General features: G+C 58.0%; 24 protein-coding genes. 6 read left to right on the top strand and 18 right to left on the bottom strand.

Annotation, left to right across the window (positions count from 1 at the left end; all coding sequences use genetic code 11):
• Window positions 1–3: 3 nt before the first annotated feature.
• From MDHKLMBL_RS03330 to aspS, 6 genes are all read right to left on the bottom strand, one after another.
• Window positions 4–465 carry a YbgC/FadM family acyl-CoA thioesterase gene (locus MDHKLMBL_RS03330; RefSeq protein ID WP_014577390.1) on the bottom strand — a complete coding sequence of 154 codons (462 nt, stop codon included), beginning with the start codon at window positions 463–465 and terminating at the stop codon, window positions 4–6.
• Entirely contained in the window at window positions 458–1,489 is a 1,032-nt protein-coding gene (gene ruvB / locus MDHKLMBL_RS03325; RefSeq protein ID WP_008169131.1) for a Holliday junction branch migration DNA helicase RuvB, read from the bottom strand. The genes MDHKLMBL_RS03330 and ruvB overlap by 8 nt, the downstream gene beginning before the upstream one ends.
• 132 nt (window positions 1,490–1,621) lie before the next feature.
• A complete protein-coding gene (gene ruvA / locus MDHKLMBL_RS03320; RefSeq protein ID WP_104270095.1) occupies window positions 1,622–2,251 on the bottom strand; it encodes a Holliday junction branch migration protein RuvA in 630 nt (209 codons plus the stop codon).
• Between the two features lie 30 nt (window positions 2,252–2,281).
• Window positions 2,282–2,809 (bottom strand): crossover junction endodeoxyribonuclease RuvC, encoded by a 528-nt coding sequence (ruvC, locus tag MDHKLMBL_RS03315; RefSeq protein ID WP_014577393.1) that lies wholly within the window; start codon window positions 2,807–2,809, stop codon window positions 2,282–2,284.
• Between the two features lie 18 nt (window positions 2,810–2,827).
• Complete coding sequence (locus tag MDHKLMBL_RS03310; protein WP_104270094.1) at window positions 2,828–3,571, bottom strand: YebC/PmpR family DNA-binding transcriptional regulator; 744 nt, start codon at window positions 3,569–3,571, stop codon at window positions 2,828–2,830.
• A gap of 25 nt (window positions 3,572–3,596) precedes the next feature.
• Window positions 3,597–5,405, bottom strand: a complete 1,809-nt coding sequence (gene aspS, locus MDHKLMBL_RS03305; RefSeq protein ID WP_104270093.1) for an aspartate--tRNA ligase — start codon at window positions 5,403–5,405, stop codon at window positions 3,597–3,599.
• A gap of 208 nt (window positions 5,406–5,613) precedes the next feature.
• Between aspS and fabR the strand changes: the two genes are divergently transcribed.
• Window positions 5,614–6,231, top strand: a complete 618-nt coding sequence (fabR, locus tag MDHKLMBL_RS03300) for an HTH-type transcriptional repressor FabR (protein WP_008169141.1) — start codon at window positions 5,614–5,616, stop codon at window positions 6,229–6,231.
• Window positions 6,232–6,244: 13 nt separating this feature from the next.
• On the opposite strand, the gene MDHKLMBL_RS03295 is transcribed toward fabR, so the two are convergent.
• The 6 genes from MDHKLMBL_RS03295 to guaB all read right to left on the bottom strand — a co-directional run bounded on the left by MDHKLMBL_RS03295 (window position 6,245) and on the right by guaB (window position 12,709).
• Entirely contained in the window at window positions 6,245–6,685 is a 441-nt protein-coding gene (locus MDHKLMBL_RS03295) for an HIT domain-containing protein (RefSeq protein WP_104270092.1), read from the bottom strand.
• Window positions 6,686–6,702: 17 nt separating this feature from the next.
• The gene (locus MDHKLMBL_RS03290) at window positions 6,703–8,046 is read right to left on the bottom strand and encodes a UDP-glucose dehydrogenase family protein (RefSeq protein ID WP_104270091.1); all 1,344 of its coding nucleotides are present in this window, start codon (window positions 8,044–8,046) and stop codon (window positions 6,703–6,705) included.
• A 30-nt stretch (window positions 8,047–8,076) separates the two neighbouring features.
• Entirely contained in the window at window positions 8,077–9,072 is a 996-nt protein-coding gene (gene galE, locus MDHKLMBL_RS03285) for a UDP-glucose 4-epimerase GalE (protein ID WP_104270090.1), read from the bottom strand.
• A gap of 9 nt (window positions 9,073–9,081) precedes the next feature.
• On the bottom strand, window positions 9,082–9,585 hold the full coding sequence (gene tadA, locus MDHKLMBL_RS03280; RefSeq protein ID WP_008169147.1) for a tRNA adenosine(34) deaminase TadA: 504 nt from the start codon (window positions 9,583–9,585) through the stop codon (window positions 9,082–9,084).
• A gap of 20 nt (window positions 9,586–9,605) precedes the next feature.
• Window positions 9,606–11,183, bottom strand: a complete 1,578-nt coding sequence (gene guaA / locus MDHKLMBL_RS03275; protein ID WP_053112197.1) for a glutamine-hydrolyzing GMP synthase — start codon at window positions 11,181–11,183, stop codon at window positions 9,606–9,608.
• A gap of 62 nt (window positions 11,184–11,245) precedes the next feature.
• Window positions 11,246–12,709 carry an IMP dehydrogenase gene (guaB, locus tag MDHKLMBL_RS03270; RefSeq protein ID WP_008169151.1) on the bottom strand — a complete coding sequence of 488 codons (1,464 nt, stop codon included), beginning with the start codon at window positions 12,707–12,709 and terminating at the stop codon, window positions 11,246–11,248.
• A 192-nt stretch (window positions 12,710–12,901) separates the two neighbouring features.
• Between guaB and xseA the strand changes: the two genes are divergently transcribed.
• The 3 genes from xseA (at window position 12,902) to MDHKLMBL_RS03255 (ending at window position 16,794) form a co-directional block, all read left to right on the top strand.
• On the top strand, window positions 12,902–14,290 hold the full coding sequence (gene xseA, locus MDHKLMBL_RS03265; protein ID WP_104270089.1) for an exodeoxyribonuclease VII large subunit: 1,389 nt from the start codon (window positions 12,902–12,904) through the stop codon (window positions 14,288–14,290).
• Window positions 14,291–14,384: 94 nt separating this feature from the next.
• The gene (locus MDHKLMBL_RS03260; RefSeq protein ID WP_338063629.1) at window positions 14,385–16,268 is read left to right on the top strand and encodes a propionyl-CoA synthetase; all 1,884 of its coding nucleotides are present in this window, start codon (window positions 14,385–14,387) and stop codon (window positions 16,266–16,268) included.
• A 316-nt stretch (window positions 16,269–16,584) separates the two neighbouring features.
• Window positions 16,585–16,794, top strand: coding sequence for a cold-shock protein (locus tag MDHKLMBL_RS03255; protein WP_008169155.1), 210 nt, complete (start codon window positions 16,585–16,587; stop codon window positions 16,792–16,794).
• Window positions 16,795–16,886: 92 nt separating this feature from the next.
• On the opposite strand, the gene leuA is transcribed toward MDHKLMBL_RS03255, so the two are convergent.
• Window positions 16,887–18,581, bottom strand: coding sequence for a 2-isopropylmalate synthase (gene leuA, locus MDHKLMBL_RS03250; protein WP_104270087.1), 1,695 nt, complete (start codon window positions 18,579–18,581; stop codon window positions 16,887–16,889).
• 145 nt (window positions 18,582–18,726) lie between these two features.
• Between leuA and MDHKLMBL_RS03245 the strand changes: the two genes are divergently transcribed.
• Complete coding sequence (locus tag MDHKLMBL_RS03245; RefSeq protein ID WP_008169158.1) at window positions 18,727–19,224, top strand: Lrp/AsnC family transcriptional regulator; 498 nt, start codon at window positions 18,727–18,729, stop codon at window positions 19,222–19,224.
• Window position 19,225: 1 nt separating this feature from the next.
• Here the strand turns inward: MDHKLMBL_RS03245 and MDHKLMBL_RS03240 are convergent, their stop codons facing one another.
• Window positions 19,226–19,840, bottom strand: coding sequence for a TetR/AcrR family transcriptional regulator (locus MDHKLMBL_RS03240; RefSeq protein WP_041646252.1), 615 nt, complete (start codon window positions 19,838–19,840; stop codon window positions 19,226–19,228).
• A 127-nt stretch (window positions 19,841–19,967) separates the two neighbouring features.
• On the opposite strand from MDHKLMBL_RS03240, the gene MDHKLMBL_RS03235 reads away from it, so the two are divergent.
• Window positions 19,968–21,701 (top strand): proline--tRNA ligase, encoded by a 1,734-nt coding sequence (locus MDHKLMBL_RS03235; RefSeq protein WP_104270086.1) that lies wholly within the window; start codon window positions 19,968–19,970, stop codon window positions 21,699–21,701.
• Window positions 21,702–21,756: 55 nt separating this feature from the next.
• Here MDHKLMBL_RS03235 and murB read toward each other — a convergent pair whose 3' ends face one another.
• The 4 genes from murB to MDHKLMBL_RS03215 are packed head-to-tail and all read right to left on the bottom strand — an operon-like array spanning window position 21,757 to window position 24,281.
• Entirely contained in the window at window positions 21,757–22,803 is a 1,047-nt protein-coding gene (gene murB / locus MDHKLMBL_RS03230) for a UDP-N-acetylmuramate dehydrogenase (RefSeq protein WP_104270085.1), read from the bottom strand.
• Window positions 22,800–23,279, bottom strand: a complete 480-nt coding sequence (locus MDHKLMBL_RS03225; protein ID WP_053112211.1) for a low molecular weight protein-tyrosine-phosphatase — start codon at window positions 23,277–23,279, stop codon at window positions 22,800–22,802. Before MDHKLMBL_RS03225 ends, murB begins: the two co-directional genes overlap by 4 nt.
• On the bottom strand, window positions 23,272–24,066 hold the full coding sequence (gene kdsB / locus MDHKLMBL_RS03220; protein WP_104270084.1) for a 3-deoxy-manno-octulosonate cytidylyltransferase: 795 nt from the start codon (window positions 24,064–24,066) through the stop codon (window positions 23,272–23,274). Before kdsB ends, MDHKLMBL_RS03225 begins: the two co-directional genes overlap by 8 nt.
• 26 nt (window positions 24,067–24,092) lie before the next feature.
• A complete protein-coding gene (locus MDHKLMBL_RS03215) occupies window positions 24,093–24,281 on the bottom strand; it encodes a Trm112 family protein (RefSeq protein ID WP_008169170.1) in 189 nt (62 codons plus the stop codon).
• Window positions 24,282–24,294 lie beyond the last annotated feature (13 nt).

The raw sequence follows: 24,294 nt of genomic DNA, 5'->3' as shown, positions 1-24,294 counted from the left end.
TTCTTACTCCTGGCTCGTTCTGTTTATCGTTTCGGTGGGCTGGACATTCCTGGCCAGCAATTCCTGCATATTCGTCGGTAACCGGCGGGGACGACCGGAATCAAGCGCTACGCAGGCTACCCGCACATCACTGTCACTCAGCAACTTTCGGTCTTCGGCCCGCATCACACGCTGACGGAAATCCATCCAGACTCTACCAAAAGCCACGGGTTCCGCAGTAACCAGCAGTTCGTCATCAAGCTTGGCCGGTACCGCATAATGAATGGTCAGCCGCTGCACTACATAACTGATATTGTCCGCCAGCCCCGCCCTGAGGCCAACGCCGCAACTGCGCACCCATTCGGTTCGGGCCCGCTCCATGTAATGGAGATATTTGGCATGAAATACGATGCCACCAGCGTCGGTGTCCTCGATATAGACCCGAATCGGCAGTTCGAACCTTCCCTCTGGCGCCTGTTCAACCAAAAAGATCGTCCTCCCTGCCCGACTTCGGCGGAATCACGCCGAAATGCTGATAGGCGTTGGAGGTCACCATCCGCCCTCTGGGAGTCCGGACCATATAACCCTGCTGGATCAGGAAGGGCTCAAGCACATCCTCAATGGTGCCGCGCTCTTCACTGATCGCGGCAGCAAGGCTCTCGACCCCAACAGGGCCACCGTCGAATTTCTCGATCATGGCCAGCAGCAGGCGCCGATCCATGTGATCGAAACCCTGGTTATCCACTTTCAGCATGTTCAGTGCCTGATCGGCGATATCAGAGGTTATACGACCGTCTGAGCGGACTTCCGCAAAATCGCGGACACGGCGCAACAGGCGATTGGCGATACGCGGGGTACCCCGGGACCGGCGGGCAATTTCGAACGCGCCTGCCTCATCGACGGCTACCGAAGACAATCGCGCGGAGCGCAGAATGATGCTGGTAAGATCTTCGGTGTTATAGAACTCCAGCCGCTGCACGATGCCGAAGCGGTCACGCAGCGGCGAAGTCAGCAAGCCTGCCCGGGTGGTCGCCCCGACGAGGGTGAACGGCGGCAGGTCCAGCTTGATGGAGCGGGCGGCCGGGCCCTCACCGATCATGATGTCGAGCTGGTAATCTTCCATCGCCGGATACAGCACTTCTTCCACTGCCGCGCTGAGACGGTGGATCTCGTCAATGAAGAGAACGTCACCTTCTTCGAGATTAGTCAGCATGGCGGCCAGATCGCCGGCTTTTTCAAGCACTGGACCAGACGTTGTCTTGATGGATACGCCCATCTCATTGGCGATGATATTGGCAAGGGTTGTTTTGCCCAGACCGGGCGGGCCAAAGATCAGAACGTGGTCCAGCGCTTCCTGACGACCCCGGGCCGCGGATATGAAAATATCCATCTGCTCACGGACCGTGGGCTGGCCAACATATTCGGCCAGCAGGGTCGGGCGAATGGCCCTGTCCTGTACTTCCTCATATTCACCGGCCCGGGCCGAGATCAACCGGTCGGATTCGATCATGGCATCACCCATAGTGTGGGAATCAACATCGTGCCTCACGTTTGCCCGCTATTCCAGCGCAGCCCCAATTGTACAAAGGGGTTAGCAGGTGTCACGTTACGCTCTCTACAGGTTCGCGACAGGTTCTGACGATCAGGCCGGAATCATGTTTCGCAGGGCCAGACGGATGAGCGTTTCACTACTCATCCCCTCCTCGGCCACTTTGCTGATGGCCTTGGCAGCCTCCTGGGGCTTGTAACCCAAAGAGATCAGTGCGGCTTCCGCCTCTTCAGTGGCCGCCGGCCCGCCAGCGGGGCCTTGTCCGCCCGGCTGCCCCACGCCTGTCGCCTCGGGCGACGTTGGCACAAATTGACCTTCAAGTTGCCCTATCCGGTCCGCCATTTCAATAAGAAGCCGTTCTGCTGTCTTCTTGCCAACGCCGGGGAGCTTGACCAGTGAGGCGGAGTCACGATTCTCAACGCAGCGAATGAACTGCTGTGCGTCCAATCCGGAAAGAATGCCAACGGCCAGCTTAGGGCCAACCCCATTGACCTTGATCAGCAGGCGGAAGAGGTCCCGGTCCAGGCTGGAAGCAAAGCCGTAGAGGCTCTGGGCGTCTTCTCGGACGGCAAAATGGGTGTGCAGGGTGACTTCATCGCCGGTCTCCGGCAGATGAAAGAAGGTGGTATAGGGGATGTCGACTTCATAGCCCAGGCCCGCGCACTCAACCAGCGCCTGGCCCGGAGCCTTTTCGACCAGAATACCTCGGATACGACCAATCAAGCTGAATCTCCTGTCGCTCCTGGGAGCGGTTTATTGTTGTCGCACACGACCGCTTCGGACTTTTCCCGCGCCACTGGCCACCCGCAGGATACTCTGACTCATGTGGGCATGGCACATGGCGATGGCGAGCGCATCGGCCGCGTCTGCCTGGGGTTTGCGTGAAAGCGAAAGCAACACCTGAACCATGTGCTGAACCTGGGATTTGTCAGCGCCGCCCTTGCCGACCACCGCCTGCTTTACCTGCCTCGCCGAGTATTCATGAACCGCCAAGCCACTGTTGGCGGCACTGACGATGGCCGCGCCGCGGGCCTGACCGAGCTTCAGAGCCGAGTCAGGATTGCGGGCCATGAACACCTGCTCGATGGCAAATTCTTCCGGCCGATACTCTCCGATCAGGGTGGCAAGGCTCTGGAATATGGTCTGAAGGCGTTCAGCCATGGGCTTCTCGCCCACCCGGATACAACCACTGTCGATGTACTCGATGTGTCGACCATCTGCCCGAATGACGCCGTAACCGGTAATTCGTGACCCCGGATCAACGCCCAGAATTATCGCCACATCAATGCTCCTGACTGGTCAAAGCGATTCCATGATGTCGCCGGAGATATCCGCGTTATGGTAGACATTCTGAACATCGTCCAGATCTTCGAGCATATCAATAAGCTTGAGGATGGTTTCCGCGCCGTCCCGATCCAGCTCAACCCGCGTGGATGGAACCATGGTTACTTCAGCATTGTCCGGCACCAGTCCCGCATTGACCAGAGATTCCTTGACGTCCAGAAACTGCTCGGGTGTGGTTACGATTTCCCAGGAACCGTCGTCCTGGGCCGCAAGGTCTTCGGCACCGGCGCTGAGTACGGCTTCCACCAGCCTGTCCTCTTCCCACTCCGGACCGTAGCTGATAATTCCCTGCTTGCTGAACAGGTAGGCAACCGATCCGTCGGTACCGAGATTGCCACCCATCTTGTTGAACGCGTGGCGGATTTCAGCCACAGACCGGTTTTTGTTGTCGGTCATGACTTCCACGAATATCGCCACACCACCGGGGCCATAGCCTTCGTAGGTCAGCTCTTCGTAGTTGTCATCATCGCCACCACCGGCGCCACGTTCAACCGCGCGCTCGATGGTGTCTTTTTTCATATTGGCGGTGAGCGCCTTGTCGATGACGGCGCGCAGGCGGGGATTATCATCGGGATTCCCCCCGCCCTGGCGCGCGGCCACGGTCAGCTCACGAATGATTTTGGTGAAGATCTTGCCCCGCTTGGCATCTTGTTCCGCCTTGCGGTGCTTGATGTTGGCCCACTTACTGTGACCCGCCATACAGCTCCTCCCTTAAATCACTGACTTACTCGTTGCCCTCACCGGCTTCCGCCTTGTTGCCTTCAACCGGCTTTGACGGCTTGCGCAGACGGATATGCAACTCACGCAGCTGCTTCTCATCCACTTCGCCCGGCGCCTGGGTCATCAGACAGGTGGCACTCTGGGTTTTCGGGAATGCGATAACGTCACGGATGGACGAAGCGCCGGTCATCAGCATGACCAGGCGATCCAGGCCGAACGCCAGACCACCATGGGGCGGGCAACCAAACTTCAGGGCATCCAGCAGGAAGCCGAACTTGGCGCGGGCTTCCTCTTCACCGATACCCAGAATACGGAACACCGCTTCCTGCATTTTCTCATCGTGAATACGGATAGAACCGCCGCCCAATTCAGTGCCGTTCAACACCATATCGTAGGCGCGGGACAACGCGTTGGCGGGGTCTGCGGCCAGATCTTCCGGACTACAGGACGGCGCGGTGAACGGGTGGTGAATCGCGGTCAGGCCGCCGTCCGGAGTTTCCTCGAACATCGGGAAATCGACAACCCAGAGCGGCGCCCACTCGGAAGTCAGCATGTCGAGATCGTGACCGATCTTGATCCGCAGTGCGCCGAGGGCTTCATTGACTACGTTGGTCTTGTCCGCGCCGAAGAACACGATGTCGCCGTCTTCGGCACCCACACGCTCCATGATAGCCAGAGCAACATCATCACCCAGGAACTTGATGATCGGGGACTGCAGACCTTCAACGCCCTTGGACAGGTCATTGACCTTGATATAGGCAAGACCTTTGGCACCGTAGATACTAACAAACTTGGTGTAGTCGTCAATCTGCTTGCGCGTCAGCTCGCCGCCTTTCGGCACACGCAGAGCCGCCACACGACCTTTCGGATCCTTGGCAGGACCTGCGAAGACCTTGAAGTCCACGCCTTCAACCAGATCATTTACATCCAGCAGCTCCAGCGGGATACGCAGATCCGGCTTGTCGCTGCCGTAACGTTGCATTGCCTCGGCATACGGCATTTGCGGGAAGGACGGCAGTTCAACCTCCAGCACGTCCTTGAACAGCGCCCGGATCATGTCCTCGTTCAGCTTCATCAGGGTCTCTTCATCAATGAAAGAGGCCTCGATGTCTACCTGGGTGAACTCCGGCTGACGATCCGCACGCAGGTCTTCATCCCGGAAACACTTGGCGATCTGGTAGTAGCGGTCAACACCAGACACCATCAGCAGCTGCTTGAACAGCTGGGGAGACTGGGGAAGCGCGAAGAAGGAGCCTTCATGGGTACGGCTCGGCACCAGGTAATCCCGCGCGCCTTCCGGCGTGGCACGGGTCAGGATAGGAGTTTCCACATCCATGAAGCCGTTGCTGTCGAGGTAGTTACGGATATAACTGGTTACACGGGAACGGAAACGCAGGCGGTTGATCATCTCCGGACGACGCAGGTCCACAAACCGGTAGCGCAGACGCACGTCCTCGCCAACGTCGACATGCTCATCCAGCGGGAACGGCGGCGTTGCCGCGGCGTTCAGGATACTCAGCTCCTTGCCCAGAAGCTCAACCTGCCCGGTCGGCATGTTGTTGTTCTCGGTTCCGGCAGGACGACGACGCACCCGGCCGGTGACCTTGATCACGAACTCGCTACGGACTTTTTCCGCAAGCGCAAAGCTCTCAGGGGTATCAGGATCCACAACCACCTGAGACATACCATCCCGATCCCGCAGATCCAGGAAGATAACCCCACCGTGGTCACGACGGCGGTGTACCCATCCGCAAAGTGTGACTTCCTGATCGATGTGGGATTCGTTGATCCCACCGCAATAATGACTGCGCATACCGGTTCCCGTTACGTTTAATGTGTTCAAATATGGTGCGTGTTCTGGATCGCTTGAAAAATGGTGCGACCATAGCGGAAAAGCCGCCCATTATAAACACAATGGCGGTGAAAATCAGGCGTGCGAGCACGCAAATCAAGCGGTCGGATGACTGCAGGTTGGCAGCCGGCTAGAATGCTTCTTTTTTACCAGCAGATGGAGTCTGAACTTGGCCACCAGAGCGGAGCAAAAACAGAAAACCCGGCGGGCACTGATGGATGCGGCGCTCTCGCAACTGAGTGCGGACCGGGGCTTTGGCAGTCTGAGTTTGCGGGAGGTTGCTCGGGAAGCCGGCATCGCCCCCACGTCTTTTTACCGGCACTTTGCCGAGCTTGATGAACTGGGCCTGGCTCTGGTAGACGAAGGCGGCGTTGCCCTGAGACAACTAATGCGTCAGGCCCGCAAGCGGATTGCCCGCGATGGTGGCAGCGCCATCTCCACTTCTGTAGAAACCTTCATGGAGTACCTCGGCAACAATGCCAACCTGTTCCGGCTGATGCTTCGGGAAAGAACCGGAGTCTCCAAGCCTTTTCGGACAGCCGTAAAGGCCGAGATTGACCACTTTGTGACCGAACTGGCCGATGACCTGCGGCGGATCGCCGACGAGCAGAACAAGCCCCTCTCAGAAGCCAGGCTGGTGGCTGAGGCCATGGTAACGCTCGTATTCAACCAGGGGGCAGAAGCGCTGGATGCAACCGCTTCCGAACGTGATGAGCTGAAGGCCAAGCTGAAAACCGAGCTAAGAATGATCCTGGTCGGCTCCCAGACTCTGGCGAAACGCAACTGACCTCACTTTCGAACTAGACACCGGCCTCAAGCTCAGTAAGAACCGGGGCCAGTCTTGAGCGAACCTGCTCCAGCTCCTCATCGGAATAAGCAACCGGCGCCTGCTTGCCCCACACAGGGCCCGGCCAGGCCGGGTCGCCTTCGAACCGCACGATATGATGAAGATGAAGCTGGGGCACCATGTTGCCAAGGGCTGCGACGTTCATCTTGTCGCCGCCGAAGACATCCATCATGGCTCCGCTGAGCGCGGAGGACTCGCGGACCAGCTGGTGCTGCTGGTCCGCCGACAACTGGTAGATCTCACGGATGCCGGTGACAGCTGGTACCAACAGCACCCAGGGCCAGGTGCTGTCATTCATCAGTCGGATTTCACAAAGCGAGGTGCTTCCAAGGCCAATCGTGTCAGCCTTCAGTCGCTCGTGTAACCGGAAAACTGCCGGTTCGCTCATACTCATCCTTCGATTATCTGGGTTTACTCGGAGTGGAACTGGGTGCGGCCACGGCCAATGGCGTAGTAAATGAGGCCGTAGCGATCCAGCATTTCCGGCTCGTAGAGATTGCGGCCATCAAAGACCACAGGTTCACGAATGGTCGCAGCAATGGATTCGAAGTCTGGGGACCGGAACTCTTTCCACTCGGTGCAGATAGCGAGAACGTCTGCCCCTTTAAGCGCCTGCTCTTTCGTGCCGCACAGAGTCAGGCCTTCCTGATCACCGTAGATTCGCTGGGTTTCCTCCATAGCCTCCGGGTCGAAAGCCTGCACTCTGGCGCCGGCTTTCCAGAGATCTTCCATCAATGTGCGGGAAGAAGCTTCGCGCATATCGTCGGTATTCGGCTTGAACGCCAGCCCCCAAAGCGCAACGACCTTGCCATTGAGATCACCACCAAAATAGTGGCTGATCTTGTCGAACAACACGTGTTTCTGGGCGTAGTTAACCGATTCAACCGCATTCAGCAAGCGTGCTTCGTAACCGCAGTCGCTGGCAGTTCGGGCCAGGGCCTGAACATCTTTCGGGAAGCAGGAACCGCCGTAACCGCAACCAGGGTAGATGAAGTGATAACCAATCCGCGGGTCGGAACCAATGCCCCGGCGCACGGCTTCGATATCAGCGCCCAGTCGCTCTGCCAGGTTGGCGATTTCGTTCATAAAGCTGATCTTGGTGGCCAGCATGGAGTTGGCCGCGTACTTGGTGAGCTCGGCAGACCGCAGGTCCATAAAGATCATGCGGTCATGATTCCGGTTGAACGGGTAGTAGACCTCCCGCAGCAGTTCCGCAGCCCGCTCGCTGTCGGTACCGACAACAATGCGGTCAGGCTTCATGAAATCGTTGATAGCCGCCCCTTCCTTGAGAAACTCGGGGTTGGACACCACGTCGAAATCCAGTTCCAGGCCACGACGGTCGAGCTGGGCACGAACCGCAGTCCGGACCTTGTCGCCGGTGCCGACCGGCACCGTGGACTTGTCGACGACTACCTTGTAGTCCTCCATGAACTCTCCGATGGAACGGGCTACCGCGGTTACATACTGGAGGTCGGCAGAACCGTCTTCGTCCGGGGGCGTGCCCACGGCGATAAATTGGAGTGTGCCGTGACGAACGGCCTCTTCGGTATCGGTTGTGAAGGACAGGCGGCCTGCCTCAACGGTGTGCTTTACGATATTGTCGAGGCCCGGCTCATAGATGGGAATCTGGCCATTCTTGAGCTTTTCAATTTTGCCCTGGTCCACGTCCATACAGAGAACGTCGTGGCCAACATCCGCCAGGCAAGCACCAGTAACCAGGCCAACATAACCGGTTCCAAAAATCGTTATTTTCATCCTTTAAATCCCGATACAAGTAAAGAAAAGTTATGGGGTGTCGTCAGCTTTTTTCTTCTGCCAGATCGCTTCCCAAGCCAGAGCTGTGCCGACAATGGTATCCAGATTGTCGTAGTCCGGCTGCCAGCCCAGGGTCTGGCGGATAAGTGTGTTGTCAGCCATCAATGCTGCCGGGTCGCCGGCGCGGCGGCCGGTTTCGGTGACCGGAAAATCAACGCCGGATTGCGACTTGACCACATCAATCACTTCCCGGACCGTAAAGCCGCGACCATAACCGCAGTTCATGACCTTCGAATGACCACCATCTGCCATGTAGTCCAGCGCCATCACGTGGGCCTTGGCCAGGTCCTCCACGTGGATGTAGTCGCGAATGCAGGTGCCGTCCCGGGTATCGTAATCGGTGCCGAAGACACTCATGCCTTCCCGCTGTTCCGTCACGCACTCACAGGCGACCTTGATCAGATGCGTGGCTTCAGGTGTGGCCTGCCCCAGCAGCCCTTCCGTATTCGCGCCTGCTACATTGAAGTAACGGAGAATCACATAATTGAGGCTGGAGGCTGCGGCCAGATCCATGATCATCCGCTCGCTCATCATCTTGGACGCGCCGTAGGGGTTGATCGGGGCCAGCGGCAGATCCTCAGTGAGCACCGTCTGCTCGGGCATACCATAGACGGCCGCGGTGGAGGAAAACACCATGTACGGCACTTCGTGCTTTTCGACCGCTTTCAGGAGGTTCAGGGTATTGCGGGTATTGTTGCTGTAGTACTTCAGGGGGTTGGCGACAGACTCCGGCACCACAATATTGGCAGCGAAATGCAGAACCGCCTCAAACCGGTGACGGGAGAACAGATCTTCGATTGCCGCTTCATCGGCCAGATCCCCGACCACCAGTTCGCCGGCGGTGACCGCCCAGCGGTAGCCAGTGGAGAGGTTATCGAAAACAACGATATCGTGACCGGCCCGGCCCAGCTGACGGACCACGTGACTGCCAATATATCCGGCTCCGCCGGTAACGAGGACTTTCATAGGCGAAAACTACTCCTTCCCTGAATTCTGTTTGCGCAGACGCCGGATCTCTGCCCGTCGCCGACTGAAAAACTCACTGATCACCTGGCTGCACTGATCTGACAACACGCCGCCAACGGCGGTCACGTCCCAGTTCAGATGGGGCTCTTCGAGTGTCCGGCGTGCAGATTCTATTGCACCGGCCTTGGGCTCACGAGCCCCATAGACAAGCCGACTGATTCTGCCGTGGACGATAGCACCCACGCACATGGTACAGGGCTCCAGAGTAACGTAAAGCGTGGCATCCGGCAGCCGATAATTGCCCACCCGGGCGGCGGCATCGCGCAGCGCCCTGATTTCGGCATGGGCCGTGGGATCGCAACCGGAAATGGGCGCGTTAAAACCCGCGCCGATTTCCTTGCCATCCAGAACCACCACGGCACCGACAGGCACTTCGCCCTTTGCTGCAGCCTCACCAGCCAGCTGGAGCGCGCGATTCATCCAGCGCTTGTCTTCCGGCGTCGCCTCAGACATCGGACCGGCTCACCCGTCGATTATTCCCACTCGATGGTTGCGGGCGGCTTGGACGAAACATCGTAGGTTACCCGGGATACACCGGTGATCTCATTGATGATCCGGTTGGAAACGGTCTCAAGGAGATCGTAAGGCAGATGCGCCCAGCGGGCGGTCATGAAATCGATGGTTTCAACAGCACGAAGAGCCACCACGTATTCATAGCGACGGGCGTCACCTACCACGCCAACCGACTTGACCGGCAGGAATACTGCAAAGGCCTGGCTCGTCTTGTGGTAGAAATCCGCACGGTGGAGTTCCTCCAGGAAAATGGCGTCGGCGCGGCGCAGGATATCGGCATATTCCTTTTTAACTTCACCGAGAATACGTACGCCCAGACCCGGCCCCGGGAACGGGTGACGGTACACCATGTCGTATGGCAAACCGAGCTCAAGGCCGATCCGGCGCACCTCATCCTTGAACAGCTCACGCAAGGGTTCCACCAGCTTCATTTTCATGGTTTCCGGCAGGCCGCCCACATTGTGGTGGGACTTAATAACGTGCGCCTTGCCGGTCTTGGACGCAGCAGACTCGATCACGTCCGGATAGATCGTGCCCTGTGCCAGCCAGTTCACGTCCTTGATATTGGCCGCTTCATCGTCGAACACGTCGATAAAGGTATTGCCGATGATCTTGCGTTTCTGCTCTGGATCATTGACCCCTTTTAGCTTCGACAGGAACAGGTCTTCGGCATCAACCCGAATCACTTTTACGCCCATGTTGCTGGCGAACATGTCCATCACCTGGTCGCCTTCATGAAGACGCAAGAGACCGTTGTCCACAAACACACAAGTGAGCTGATCACCGATTGCCCGGTGCAGCAATGCTGCCGTCACCGAGGAATCGACGCCACCCGACAAGCCCAGCAATACCTTGTCGCTGCCGACTTGCTCGCGAATTTGCTGAACCGCATCATCGACGATCTTGGCCGGCGTCCAGAGGGCTTCGCATTTGCAGATAGTCAGGATGAAATGCTCGAGAATCCGCTTGCCCTGAAGGGTGTGGGTTACTTCGGGGTGGAACTGGACGCCGTAAAGGTTCCGGCTGAGATCCTGCATCGCGGAAATTGGCGCGCTCTCGGTGGAGGCCAGTAACTCGAAGCCTTCAGGCATCGCCACCACCTTGTCACCGTGGCTCATCCACACGTCCAGCAGCGACTCACCAGCCGGCGTCAGATGATCGGTAATATCCGCCAGCAGCGGACCCTTGGCGCGAACCTTCACCTGGGCATAACCGAACTCGCGTTTCTCGGAACTGGCAACGCGGCCTCCAAGCTGCTCCGCCATAGTCTGCATGCCGTAGCAGATGCCGAGAATCGGGATACCGCGGTCAAACAGCCCTTCCGGCGCCCGGGGACCGCCCAGCTGAGTTACCGACTCCGGACCGCCAGCAAGAATAATCCCCTTCGGATTGAACTCATTAAGCTCGTCATCGGTGATATCGAACGCTTTGATCTCACAGTAAACGCCGATCTCGCGAACACGGCGGGCAATCAGCTGGGTGTACTGGGAACCGAAATCGAGAATCAGGATGCGGTGGTCGTGGATGTTCTGGGCCATGGAGTCCTCGGGGCTGAATAAACAACGCGGCCCTCTGGGGGCCGCGTCTGGTAGGGCAATGGTTAACCGATACGGTAGTTGGGCGATTCTTTAGTGATGGTCACGTCGTGCACATGGCTCTCACGCATACCCGCGTTGGTGATGCGCACGAATTCAGGCTTGGTGCGCATTTCTTCCATGGTGGCGCTACCGGTGTAGCCCATGGCAGCCCGCAGGCCACCAACCAGCTGGTGAACGATGTTACGCATCGGACCTTTGCAGGCAACGCGGCCTTCGATGCCTTCAGGAACCAGTTTCTCGATACCCTTACTGGCGTCCTGGAAGTAACGATCGCTGGAGCCCTGCCCCATGGCGCCGATGGAACCCATGCCACGATAGGCCTTGTAACTGCGGCCCTGGAACAGCTCCACTTCGCCAGGTGCCTCATCGGTACCTGCCAAAAGGCTACCGATCATGACGCTATGGGCGCCTGCGGCAATGGCTTTGGCAATATCACCGGAGAAACGGATACCGCCATCAGCGATTACCGGGACTCCATGCTCTTTCAACGCTGCGGCCACGTTGGAAACCGCAGAAATCTGGGGCACACCAATACCCGCCACAATACGGGTGGTGCAGATGGAACCGGGGCCAATGCCTACCTTTACTGCATCCGCGCCGGCTTCCGCCAGGGCGAGCGCCGCGTGTGACGTGGCGATGTTGCCGCCAATCACCTGCACATCGGGGAAATTCTTCTTGATAAAGCGCACGCGCTCCATCACACCACGGGAATGACCGTGAGCGGTATCCACCACGATCACGTCGACCCCGGCTTCGGCCAGTGCGGTAATGCGGGCTTCGGTGTCGCCACCGGTGCTCACGGCCGCGCCAACTCTCAAACGACCCTGATCGTCTTTACACGCCAGCGGGTAATCTTTCGCCTTCTGGATATCCTTGACCGTGATCAGGCCGCGCAGCTCGAAGTTATCGTTAACGACCAGAACCTTCTCGATCCGATGGCGATGCAGCAGCTCTTTCACTTCCTCGAGACAGGCGCCTTCCTTGACCGTAACCAGCTTTTCCTTCGGCGTCATGATATCCCGAACCAGCGTGTCCATCCGGCTTTCAAAACGGATGTCGCGGCCAGTGACGATACCGATCAGGTCGTGGCCGTCCACCACCGGAAGACCGGAGATGCTGTTCGCCATGGTGATATCTACCAGTTCGCGAACCGTTGTCTCGGGCGAAACTGTAATCGGATCCTTCACCACGCCACTCTCGAACTTCTTGACCTTGCGGACGGCTGCCGCCTGTTGCTCAACGGTCATGTTCTTGTGCATGATGCCGATACCGCCTTCCTGAGCCATGGCGATAGCCAATTCTGCCTCGGTAACGGTATCCATGGCGGAAGACAGAAGAGGAATGTTGAGGGTGATACCCTTGGTCAGTTGGGTTTGCAGGCTAACCTCGTGGGGCAGCACTTCTGAATATCCGGGAACCAGCAGAACGTCATCAAATGTGAGGGCTTCTTCGGCAATTCGCAGCATTGGGATCCGCCTTTTGATCGTGCTAAGTTGGGAATTTCCGTGCCGTACCCGCGGCGGTACGACAAAGCAAAATCCTTAATCGATCTATTATAATGGGGCTCTCGAAGACAGTAAACCGGCCCTTTTTTAAGGTTCGATTGCATCTTTTTGAAATTTCGCTATTTTTACCCTCCCTCTTTTCGGCTATTGCGTATGTATAACGACGGATCAGGACCGGCGACGCCGCATCTTCAGGACACCCGCCCCCGGGCACTCAGCGTCAGCGAGCTCAACCACCAGGCCAGACATCTTCTGGAATCGAGCTTTATGCAGGTGTGGGTGGAAGGTGAACTCTCCGGATTTTCTCGCCCCTCGTCCGGCCACTGGTATTTTTCCCTGAAAGACCGGAAATGCCAGGTGCGATGCGCCATGTTCCGGGGCATGAACCAGCGCATCCGCACACCACCGAAAGAGGGCGATCAGGTCCGGATCCGCGGCAAGGTCACTCTTTACGAGAACCGCGGCGACTTCCAGATTATCGTTGAACACGTCGAACCTGCGGGGCTCGGCGCCCTCCAACAGGCCTTCGAGGAGCTCAAGCGGAAATTGCTGGCCGAAGGACTGTTTGAACAGGCCAGCAAGAAACCGCTGCCCTCACTGCCCAGGCACATCGGTGTCGTCACCTCACCCACCGGCGCCGCGATCCACGACATACTCACCGTTCTCGCCCGGCGGTGCCCCGCTATACCCGTAACGCTCTACCCCACTGCCGTTCAGGGCAAGGCGGCGACCGCTGACATCGTACGAGCCATCGAAGCCGCACAGAACCACGGCGTTGCCGATGTCCTGATTATCGGCCGTGGCGGTGGCTCTCTGGAGGATCTCTGGTGCTTCAATGAAGAAGCGGTCGCCCGCGCGATTGCCGCTTGCCGGATCCCCACGGTCAGTGCGGTTGGTCACGAGGTCGATGTAACCATTGCCGATTTCGTGGCTGATCTTCGGGCCCCGACGCCCTCCGCGGCCGCCGAAAAGATTTCGCCGGACCAGTCAGACTGGCTTAAACAGCTAAGAGACCGGGAATTCCGCCTGTCCAACGCCATGGGCCTGGCCCTGAAGCGCCTGGGCACCCAGCTCGGACATCTGAGCGCCCGGTTGCGCGACCCAAGAAGGGAGCTTCTGGAGAAAGCCCAGCGAATGGATGAGCTCGAACTGCGCCTCCGAAAAGCTATTCGACAGCGCCTGACAACCGTTGGCGTGCGCAATGATCACCTGCGCCAGAGACTGGTCATGCAGTCGCCACACCGCCAGCTCTCGGATAGCCAGGACGCGCTGCGGCGCGTGAGCGAGCGATTGGTTTCGGTCATGCAGCAGGACCTGAAACAGCGTCGCGACAACCTGGAACATGCGGCGCAGACTCTGAATGTGGTCAGCCCCCTTGCGACCCTTGGACGGGGTTATTCCATCGTGCGCGACAACAACGGAAACATTATTAGGGATGCCACAAACGTTAATCCCGGCGACACCATCTCAGCCCACGTTGCACGGGGTGAAATGACTGCGAAGGTGACTTCGGTCAAATCTGCAGAAGAAACTGGCCCCTAGAGCCCCAAGACTAAGCCAATGGTCTACTAGTCCATGATTTAAAACGGCCTAAAGTTGTCAGGAAACGTATTAAAACAACAACAGGCAGGATGAGGTGGAATGTATGGACTACCACTCAGAGTTCCGGCGGTCGATAGACAAACCGGACGAATTCTGGCGTGAACAGGCGGAAAAAATTGACTGGATCGAACCGCCGAAAACCATCTGGCAGCCAACCGACAATGGGCACGGGCAGTGGTTCCCCGACGGCACTCTGAACACTTGCGATGTGGCACTGGATGCCAACATCCGTGCAGGGCGTGGCGACCAGAAAGCCCTGATCTACGATTCTCCGGTTACCAATACCCAGCGCTCCTACACCTACAACGAGCTGACCGATGAAGTGGCCCGGTTCGCTGGAGCCCTCAAAGACCGTGGCATCACCAAGGGCGACCGGGTCATCATCTACATGCCGATGATTCCGGAAGCCGTCATTGCAATGCTCGGCTGCGCGCGAATTGGCGCCATTCATTCTGTGGTCTTCGGCGGCTTTGCAGCCCATGAGCTTGCGGTTCGCATCGATGACGCCAAACCGAAGGCTGTGATTACCGCTTCCTGTGGCATCGAAGTCACCCGTGTGATCGAGTACAAGCCCCTGGTCGACAAGGCCATTGATCAGGCCAGCCACAAGCCGGAAACCTGCATCGTTTACCAGCGCCAACAGGTACAGGCCGAACTTCAGGCTGGCCGTGACCACGACTGGAACGAATTGATGGAAACGGCCGAACCAGCCGACCCGGTGCCCGTCAAATCAACAGACCCGCTCTATATTCTTTACACTTCAGGCACCACCGGTAAACCCAAAGGTGTGGTGCGCGACAACGGTGGTCATGCGGTTGCGCTGAACTACAGCATGAAGCTGGTCTACGACGCCAAACCCGGCGATGTTTACTGGGCTGCCTCTGACGTTGGCTGGGTCGTCGGCCACAGCTACATCGTCTACGCGCCATTGTTTGCGGGTTGCACGACCATCATGTACGAGGGCAAGCCGGTGAAAACACCGGATGCCGGCGCCTTCTGGCGAGTGGTTCAGGATCACAAAGTGAACATGCTGTTCACTGCCCCGACCGCATTCCGGGCCGTCCGCAAGGAAGATCCGGAAGCAGACCAACTTTCACGCTACGACATCAGTTCACTGAAAAGACTGTTCCTGGCCGGCGAGCGACTCGATCCCGCCACCTATGAGTGGCTGAAAGAGCACACTGGCCTGCCGGTTCTCGACCACTGGTGGCAGACCGAAACCGGTTGGGCCATTTGCTGTAATCCGGTGGGAATAGAGTTAATGGCGACCAAACCAGGTTCGGCAACCGTTCCCTCCCCTGGCTACAACGTGCAGGTAGTGGACATGAACGGCAGCCAGATGCCCGCCGGCGAGCAGGGTCAGATTGCTGTAAAACTGCCACTGCCACCCGGCTGTATGATAACAGTCTGGGGCGACGATGAGCGATTCCGCAAAACCTACCTGGAACCGATATCGGGATTCTACAGCTCCGGCGACGGCGGCTTTATTGACGATGACGGGTACGTGTTCGTTATGGGTCGTACCGATGACGTTATCAATGTCGCTGGCCACCGGCTCTCTACCGGTGAGATGGAGGAAGTCGTCGCTTCCCACCCGGCCATAGCAGAGTGCTGCGTCGTGGGTGCGCACGATGATATGAAAGGGCAGATCCCCATAGGGCTGGTTCTGATCAAGGACGGCGCAACCATCGACCATGACGAACTGGAAGACGAGCTGGTGGAGATGGTTCGAGACAAGATTGGCGCCATCGCCTGTTTCCGCCGCGCCCTGGTGGTTGATCGCCTGCCCAAGACCCGTTCCGGCAAGATCCTCAGACGGGTCATCCGCCAGATTGCCGATGGCGAGGAATACTCGGTGCCCAGCACCATTGATGACCCTGCCATTCTGGAAGAAATCAGCGAGCAGTTCCGCCGCTGACAGAGCCACCGTGAATGCTGCCCGCCCCGCCCGAACCGGGGGCGGGCAATTTTTACCCAATCAAATCCCAACCTGTTGTTTTTGCCGGCAATAAAACCTTCACGAAAGCTGCAAAAATTTCGTTGACGCCCCCCAAAGTCGGTCTATACTGAAATTGCTGTGAAAATACAGCGGTATTTGGTGAATGCGTTTCAACGTCCTGCCGAAGTGCTCTTCGTTGCCCCTTCCTCAGTACTCTCTGGATTTCTCAGCAACGATTCCATGTGGAATTTTGAAGGTCCCGTGAGGGCAAATTACAGAAAGACAGGAAAGATCAATGTCCGATACTAAAACCGGCCACGTTAAGTGGTTTAACGAGTCCAAAGGCTTTGGCTTCATTGCTCAGGACGGTGGCAGCGACGTGTTTGTTCACTACAGCGCAATCAATGCAAGCGGTTTCCGCACCCTGACCGAAGGCCAGCAGGTGCAGTTCACCGTAACACAGGGCCCGAAAGGCCCGCAGGCGGAAAACGTTACCCCGGTCTAAGGGTATACGCTCCGTCCTTTGCCCCTCACGGGCATCGGAAAACCAACAAGCCGGCATTCGTGCCGGCTTGTGTCGTCAGGACGGCAGGTTTTTCAGGCACCCGCCGTTTCAGGTTCCGCTTCCGTCTCAGGCATTTCGATACCCACTGCCTGGGCGACTGCCGAGAACAAGGCCTGCAAGGTAGCAGATGTTGTGTCTTCGGCCAGTGCCGCAGCGCTGCAATGCATACCGCTTGCGGTCAAGCGAATACAGGCCAGTGCGTTGGCATTGGTGCCCTCACCCAGCGCAAACTCGTCGTAAGCCTCGACAGCAATGGAGATACCAAAGCGCTTCTCCAGCGCCTCAGATACAGCCTCCACTGCGCCCAGCCCATGGCCATCCAGACGAACCGGCGATGCATCGCGACCCACCGACACCTCGGCATGCACACCCTCTTCGTCCCGGTGCAGGTCGTAGGAGCGCAGCGCCCAGTCGGCGTGGACTTTCAGATAGCGATCCTCGAACAGGCGATGAATGGTCAGCGAGTCAATCTCGCCACCGTTGGTTTCCGCCTCTCTTTGGACCACCTTGCTGAACTCGATCTGCAACCAGCGAGGCAGACTGATGTTGTAATCCCGCTCCAGTACATAGGCGACACCGCCCTTACCAGACTGGCTGTTGATGCGAACCACTTCCTCATAGCGGCGACCAACATCGAACGGGTCGATGGGCAGATACGCCACATTCCAGGTTTCGCCATCCTTGCGGCGCGCCAGACACTTGCGAATGGCATCCTGATGGCTGCCGGAGAACGCGGTGAACACCAGTTCGCCGGCGTAGGGATGGCGTGGATGAGTGGAAATCTCCGTACAGGCCTCAACCACTTCGGTGATCTCCGCCATGCCCGACAGATCCAGCGTGGGATCAATGCCCTGGGAGTAAAGGTTCATGGCCATGGTCACCAGATCCATGTTGCCGGTGCGCTCACCGTTCCCCATCAATGTGCCCTCGACCCGATCGGCCCCTGCCATTACCGCCAGTTCGGCGGCGGCTACGGCACAGCCGCGATCATTGTGGGTATGCACGCTGATACTGATATGTTCACGGCGCTGGATGTGGTCGCAGATCCACTCGATCTGGTCGGCGAACACATTCGGTGTCGCCATCTCAACGGTGGCAGGCAGGTTGATAATCATTGGCTGCCCTTCCTCCGGCCGCCAGACCTCGCTCACGGCATCAATCACCTCCGCGGCAAAATCCAGCTCGGTACCGGTAAAGCTCTCCGGTGAATACTGGAACGTCCACTCGGTCTCCGGGTGGCGCGCGGCGATGTCGCGAACCAGTTTGGCTCCGTTGACGGCAATGTCCCTGATACCGTCACGATCCAAACCAAACACCTGCTCCCGCTGAACCGTGGAAGTAGAATTGTAGACATGCACGATTGCCTTTCGGGCGCCGGCCAATGCTTCATAGGTACGCTCGATCAGCTCAGGACGGGCCTGGGTCAGCACCTGTATCTTCACATCCTCGGGAATGCGATTTTCTTCAATCAGCTTGCGGCAGAAATCGAAATCCGGCTGGCTGGCAGCGGGAAAGCCAATCTCGATTTCCTTGAAACCCAACTTCACCAGCAATTCGAACATCCGCGTTTTCTGGGCAACAGACATGGGCTTCACCAGTGCCTGATTACCATCCCGAAGATCTACGGCACACCAGGTTGGCGCCTTCTCGATGACCTTGACCGGCCAGCGACGATCGGTTTTGGCAACAGGTTTGAACGCAACGTATTTGCGATGATCGAAAGCCATGCGTGTAATTCCTTGCGGTTTCAGAAGTGAATTCTTTGATGGGTACAGGTTAACGCGAAAAAGCTGGTATTTGATTGCGAACTTGAGCGAGGAAGCGTATTTTCTAACCTATAAATTGCCTGATAAACGCCATTCTTGGAATTTTATGACCGAAAACAAGAAAACCCTCGCCAAAATTGACAAGATGGACCGCCGAATCCTCGAACAGATCCAGCAGGATGGCTCCCTGACCAACCAGGAGCTGGCTGAGAAAGTCGGGCTATCCCCTTCGCCCTGTCTCCGTCGTGTACGGGCCCTTGAGGATGCCGGTATCATCGTCAGAACCGTCACCATTCTGGACCACAAGAAACTTGGCCTTTCTCTGACGGCAATCATCCTGATTGGCATGGATCGGCATACACCCGAGCGTTTCGCGGCGTTTGAAGAGCAGGTTGCCGAGTACCCGGAGGTGCAGGAGTGCTACCTAATTACCGGCCAGGACGCCGATTACATGCTGAAGGTGGTGGTACCGGACATGGACCATTACCACCATTTCCTGCTGAACCGCATTACCCGCATTCAGGGCGTCAGCGGCGTGCACTCCAGCTTCGTGCTCCGGCGAGTGATCGACAGTACTGCCCTGCCATTGGGGTACCTTTCCTGACTCAGGCGACGAGCTCGCGGACGTAAGCCCTTGCCATGCATTTGAGCTCCTCCACCAGTTGTCGACCCTGGGCGTCGGGCAGAGTTACCGCCAGCCGGAGGACAGTGCCGGCGGACCTTGGCAGCAAAAGGCTTGCGGTCCAGCGCCGATCATCAGGAATCCGGGGACACTCCTCTTTGAGTTTCCGGTCCAGATCGCGGGCGTTGGTGTACAGCTCTCTCAGATCCAGCTCCCTCAGCTCAGGCATTGCCTCTACACCACTCCAGATCGCCGAGTAGGCAGGCTCGTGGCGATAGAACTCATAAAACTGATCGATGAGAACGTCTACCGCATCGCTGAGGTTCAGTTCCTGCAACCGCTCCCGCAGAGCCCGCTCCATCTTCTCCACGTGCTGTTCGGCAATGGCATGGACGATGGCCGCCTTGTTGGGAAAGTAGCGGTAGAGAGAAGCCAGCGACATGCCCGATTGTCGGGCAATGGCTGACATGCTCGCAGCATCGACACCAGTCTCATGAAAAATGGCGGCGGCATGGCGAAGGATGGTGTTGACGCGCTCCCGGCTGCGGGCCTGAACCGGCCGGCGCCGCGGGGCGACATCAATAGATTCGTCGGTCATCATCTGTACCTTGTGCAACAGGCTCCGTACAATAATGGCCACTTTACGACAAATAAAGGCTCCGGCGGGCCAACCGCCGCCTGTCCATTAGTCTAACACTTCAGATTTATTACAAACGGAAGACACGATGCGAGCAAGCCGCTACCTGATTGCCACCCAGAAAGAGACCCCCGCCGACGCCGAGATCATCAGTCATCAGTTGATGTTGCGTGCCGGCATGATTCGCAAACTGGCCGCCGGGCTATACACCTGGTTGCCAATGGGCCTGCGTACCCTGCGCAAGGTCGAGCGAATCGTTCGCGAAGAAATGGACAAGAGTGGCGCTCAGGAAGTGTTGATGCCTGCGGTCCAGCCGGCCGAACTCTGGGAGGAATCCGGACGCTGGACCCAGTACGGCGGCGAACTGCTGCGAATGAAAGACCGTCATGGCCGTGATTTCTGTTTCGGACCGACCCACGAAGAGGTCATTACCGACCTGATCCGGAATGAGATCAGCAGCTACAAGGAGTTGCCAGCCAACTTCTACCAGGTTCAGACCAAATTCCGGGACGAGCGTCGCCCCCGGTTTGGCGTGATGCGCGCCCGGGAATTCCTGATGAAGGACGCTTATTCCTTCCATCTGAACGCCGAGTCCCTGAACGAAACCTACGAATTGATGCACCGCACCTACTGCGCCATTTTCGACCGTTTCGGCCTGGATTACCGTGCGGTACAGGCGGACTCCGGGGCCATTGGTGGCAGCGCATCCCACGAGTTTCACGTGCTTGCATCTTCAGGTGAAGATGACATCGTGTTCAGCACCGGGAGCGATTACGCGGCCAACATCGAGAAAGCAGAAACAGTAGCCCCGAGCGGCACCCGCCCTGCTCCGGTCGAGGAAATGAAGGAAGTCGCCACGCCGGACCAGAAAACCATCGACGCGGTATCACAGCTGCTGGGCATTGACGCCACCCGCACGGTCAAAACCCTGCTGGTGAAGGCGGAAGCCGACGAAGACGGCAGCTCCGGGCTGGTTGCACTGGTTCTGCGGGGCGATCACACCCTGAACGAGATCAAGGCCGAAAACCTGGCCGGCGTTGCCGAGCCTCTGACAATGGCCACCGATGAGGAAATCGAACAGGCTGTCGGCTGCAAGCCCGGATCTATCGGACCGGTAAACCTCAACGTGCCCGTCATTGTGGACCGCAGTGCCGCGCATCTGGCGGACTTTGTTTGCGGCGCCAACCGGGAAGGCTTCCACCTTACCGGCGTGAACTGGGAGAGAGATGCTGCGCTTGAACGGGTGGAAGACCTGCGCAACGTGGTTGAGGGCGACCCCAGCCCGGATGGCAAGGGCACTCTGGAGATCCGGCGCGGCATTGAAGTGGGCCACATCTTCAAACTTGGCAACAAGTACAGCACTGCCATGAACGCCACGGTTCTCGATGAAAACGGCAAAACCGTGATTATGGACATGGGCTGTTACGGCCTGGGTGTTTCCCGGGTTGTTGCCGCAGCCATTGAACAGAACCACGATGAAAACGGCATCATCTGGCCCGATGCCATTGCGCCTTTCCAGGTGGCCATTGTTACTCTGAACGCCCATAAGTCACCGACCGTTGCCGAGGCCGGCGAAAAGCTTTATGAACAGCTACGCCAGGCCGGTTACGATGTGCTTCTGGACGACCGCAAAGAGCGCCCGGGCGTGAAGTTTGCCGATATGGAATTGATTGGTATCCCGCACCGGTTCGTGGTTTCCGAGCGTGGTCTGGCAGCCGGAACCCTGGAGTACAAGGGCAGAAAGGATGCGGAAAAACAGGATGTACCTGTGGCTGAAGCGCTGCCATTCCTGGTCAACGCATCGCCCCGAAAAGGGCTTTGATCGCTGTCCGCATGCGCGGACAAGCCTCTGACGGCACTTGCATAAAGCAGTGCCGTCAGGGATTTTCCCTTCCCGAACCACCCACAATCCCTGGCTCCATTTCCAGGGTGACACCGAACCGGTCAACCACTGACTGACGAACTTCTCTGGCGAGCTCCAGTATGTCGGCACCTGTGCCGCCCGAGTGGTTAATCAGAACCAGCGCCTGTCGGTTATGCACGCCCACCCGGGCATTCCGGAAGCCTTTCCAGCCACTCTGATCGATCAGCCAGGCCGCTGCCAATTTAACCCCCTGCTCCTGAGGATAAGCGACAATATCCGGGTGCCGCTCGCTGAGTGCCTCGAATGTTTCTCCGTCAACCACCGGGTTCTTGAAGAAACTTCCGGCGTTCGGAATCATATCCGGGTCCGGCAACTTTCGTCGGCGAATGGCCATTATGGCCTCTGCCACATGCAAAGGGTCGAGGGCGGTTTCCGCTGTATCACCGAGGTACTCCCGGAGATCCCGATATCCGAGCACCAGAGGACGTGAGCGGGACAGGCCCAAACGGATTTCGGTGATCACATAGCGACCCGGCGTCTGTTTGAACAGGCTGTCGCGGTAGGAAAAACGGCACTGGGCGTTATTGAGAACAACCAGCTCACCCGAATTGCGATCCAGTGCGGTGACGGATTCCAGGCAATCGCCGAGCTCAACACCATAGGCACCAATATTCTGGACGGGCGCCGCGCCGGCCGTGCCCGGGATAAGCGCCAGATTCTCGATACCGCGATAACCGGCCCGGGCAGCATATAGGACCGCCTCATGCCAGTTTTCACCCGCACCAAGCACCAGGGTCGCCCTGTGGTCCTCAATGTGCTCCCAACGGCGGCCACGAATCGCCAGACGCACCACCAGCCCCGCAAAGTCACCCGCGAACACCAGGTTACTGCCGCCCCCCAGAATCAGGACTTCCTGATCCTCTGATGAGGCCCAGTCCAGAGACCTGACCAACTCATCTGAGGTGTGAACTTCGACATAAAAACGGGCTTTGGCCGGCACGTGCAGGGTATTCAGCGCCTCCAGCTCTATGTTTTCCCGAATTTCCGGCTGCTGACTCAAGCCAGGCGCCCCCGGATGTCCGCCAGCAGGCCCTCGCCGGCTTCCTGAATCAGGTCAAGCACGGTTTCAAAACCTGCGTCACCACCGTAATAGGGATCTGGCACCTCCTGGTGGGCCGACTGACCGAACTCCAGAAACAGGGCTGGCCGGGTGCCGCCATTCTGATGCCATACGTCCTTGATGTCCGCCAGGTTCTGGCGATCCATCACCAGCACGTAGTCAAAGGTGTCCAGATCCTCCGGACTGAACTGGCGGGCCCGTAATCCACTGATGTCGATACCCCGCCGACGGGCAGCCTCCTGGGCGCGGGCGTCAGGACTCTTGCCAATGTGCCAGTCACCGGTGCCGCAGGAATCGATGTGGACCTGCTCTGCAAGGCCCGCCTGCTCCACCAGTGAGCGAAACACACCTTCAGCACTGGGCGATCGACAGATGTTGCCCAGGCATACGAAAAGAACGTTTACCGGTTCAGCCATTCTCGCTATTCCTCTTCTCCAGCCAGCCTCGGACCCTGTGCAAATCGGCGTCGGTATCAACGCCGCCCGGCGGGTTGACGGCGGCCACATCCACGTGAATACGGGCACCGTTATAGAGCGCCCTCAACTGTTCCAGAGATTCGGTTACCTCGGTCGGCGCAGGCGCCCAGCTGACAAACTCGGCCAGGACGGAAGCACGGTAACCATAGATGCCGATATGCCGGAAATATCCGATATTATCCGGCAAGGCGGTGTCCAGCCCCGTCAGAGGTGTGCCTTCCCGCCACTGATCCCTGGCCCACGGGATCGGCGCACGGCTGAAATAATGGGCGATCCCCCTGTGATCGAACACCACCTTGACCACATTGGGATTGAACACGTGCTCCGGATCGTGGATCCGCTCACACAGTGTGGCAATGGCGGCTTCAGGATAAAACTCCAGATTGTCGGCCACCTGGTTGATCAGTTCGGGCGGGATCAGGGGCTCATCACCCTGCACGTTAACGACCCGATGATCCGGACCGAAACCCAGCACCCGTGCAACCTCCTCAAGGCGGTCTGTGCCGCTAGCGTGATTGGGTGATGTCATGACCACTTCTGCACCAAAGCCTTCGCATGCGGTCCGGATCCGATCATCGTCCGTGGCGACAACGACCCTGTCTGCACGGCTTTCCGCGGCACGCTCACAGACATGCTGGATCATCGGCTTGCCGGCAATGTCTGCCAGTGGCTTGCCCGGAAGGCGGCTGGACGCATAGCGGGCCGGAATCACAACGGTAAAAGACATGTAATAACCACCTGGCTGACTTGGGTTTAGCGCTTGTGCAGACGCTCATCAGTAGAGAGCGTCCGGGCTTCGGTAGCCAACATCACAGGAATCCCCTCGCGGATCGGGAACGCCATGGCGTCCTGGTAACAGACCAGCTCGGTTCTGTCCTCGTTGAGTTTCAGATCGCCCTTACACACCGGACAGGCCAACAGCGCCAACAGTTTTTTATCCATGTTGCTTACTCAC

Source organism: Marinobacter flavimaris (assembly GCF_002933295.1).
GTDB lineage: Bacteria > Pseudomonadota > Gammaproteobacteria > Pseudomonadales > Oleiphilaceae > Marinobacter > Marinobacter flavimaris.
This window is presented reverse-complemented; position numbering and strand designations above follow the sequence as displayed.

Coding starts and splice junctions, on each gene's coding strand:
- MDHKLMBL_RS03295 (WP_104270092.1), bottom strand. CDS start 6,685: ATGAGTATGAGCGAACCGGCAGTTTTCCGGTTACACGAGCGACTGAAG.
- MDHKLMBL_RS03310 (WP_104270094.1), bottom strand. CDS start 3,571: ATGGCGGGTCACAGTAAGTGGGCCAACATCAAGCACCGCAAGGCGGAA.
- MDHKLMBL_RS03225 (WP_053112211.1), bottom strand. CDS start 23,279: ATGGCTGAACCGGTAAACGTTCTTTTCGTATGCCTGGGCAACATCTGT.
- guaA (WP_053112197.1), bottom strand. CDS start 11,183: ATGGCCCAGAACATCCACGACCACCGCATCCTGATTCTCGATTTCGGT.
- aspS (WP_104270093.1), bottom strand. CDS start 5,405: ATGCGCAGTCATTATTGCGGTGGGATCAACGAATCCCACATCGATCAG.
- galE (WP_104270090.1), bottom strand. CDS start 9,072: ATGAAAGTCCTCGTTACCGGCGGAGCCGGATATATTGGCAGTCACGTG.
- tadA (WP_008169147.1), bottom strand. CDS start 9,585: ATGTCTGAGGCGACGCCGGAAGACAAGCGCTGGATGAATCGCGCGCTC.
- MDHKLMBL_RS03215 (WP_008169170.1), bottom strand. CDS start 24,281: ATGGATAAAAAACTGTTGGCGCTGTTGGCCTGTCCGGTGTGTAAGGGC.
- MDHKLMBL_RS03235 (WP_104270086.1), top strand. CDS start 19,968: ATGCGAGCAAGCCGCTACCTGATTGCCACCCAGAAAGAGACCCCCGCC.
- MDHKLMBL_RS03245 (WP_008169158.1), top strand. CDS start 18,727: ATGACCGAAAACAAGAAAACCCTCGCCAAAATTGACAAGATGGACCGC.
- kdsB (WP_104270084.1), bottom strand. CDS start 24,066: ATGTCTTTTACCGTTGTGATTCCGGCCCGCTATGCGTCCAGCCGCCTT.
- leuA (WP_104270087.1), bottom strand. CDS start 18,581: ATGGCTTTCGATCATCGCAAATACGTTGCGTTCAAACCTGTTGCCAAA.
- xseA (WP_104270089.1), top strand. CDS start 12,902: ATGTATAACGACGGATCAGGACCGGCGACGCCGCATCTTCAGGACACC.
- ruvB (WP_008169131.1), bottom strand. CDS start 1,489: ATGATCGAATCCGACCGGTTGATCTCGGCCCGGGCCGGTGAATATGAG.
- guaB (WP_008169151.1), bottom strand. CDS start 12,709: ATGCTGCGAATTGCCGAAGAAGCCCTCACATTTGATGACGTTCTGCTG.
- MDHKLMBL_RS03240 (WP_041646252.1), bottom strand. CDS start 19,840: ATGACCGACGAATCTATTGATGTCGCCCCGCGGCGCCGGCCGGTTCAG.
- MDHKLMBL_RS03290 (WP_104270091.1), bottom strand. CDS start 8,046: ATGAAAATAACGATTTTTGGAACCGGTTATGTTGGCCTGGTTACTGGT.
- MDHKLMBL_RS03255 (WP_008169155.1), top strand. CDS start 16,585: ATGTCCGATACTAAAACCGGCCACGTTAAGTGGTTTAACGAGTCCAAA.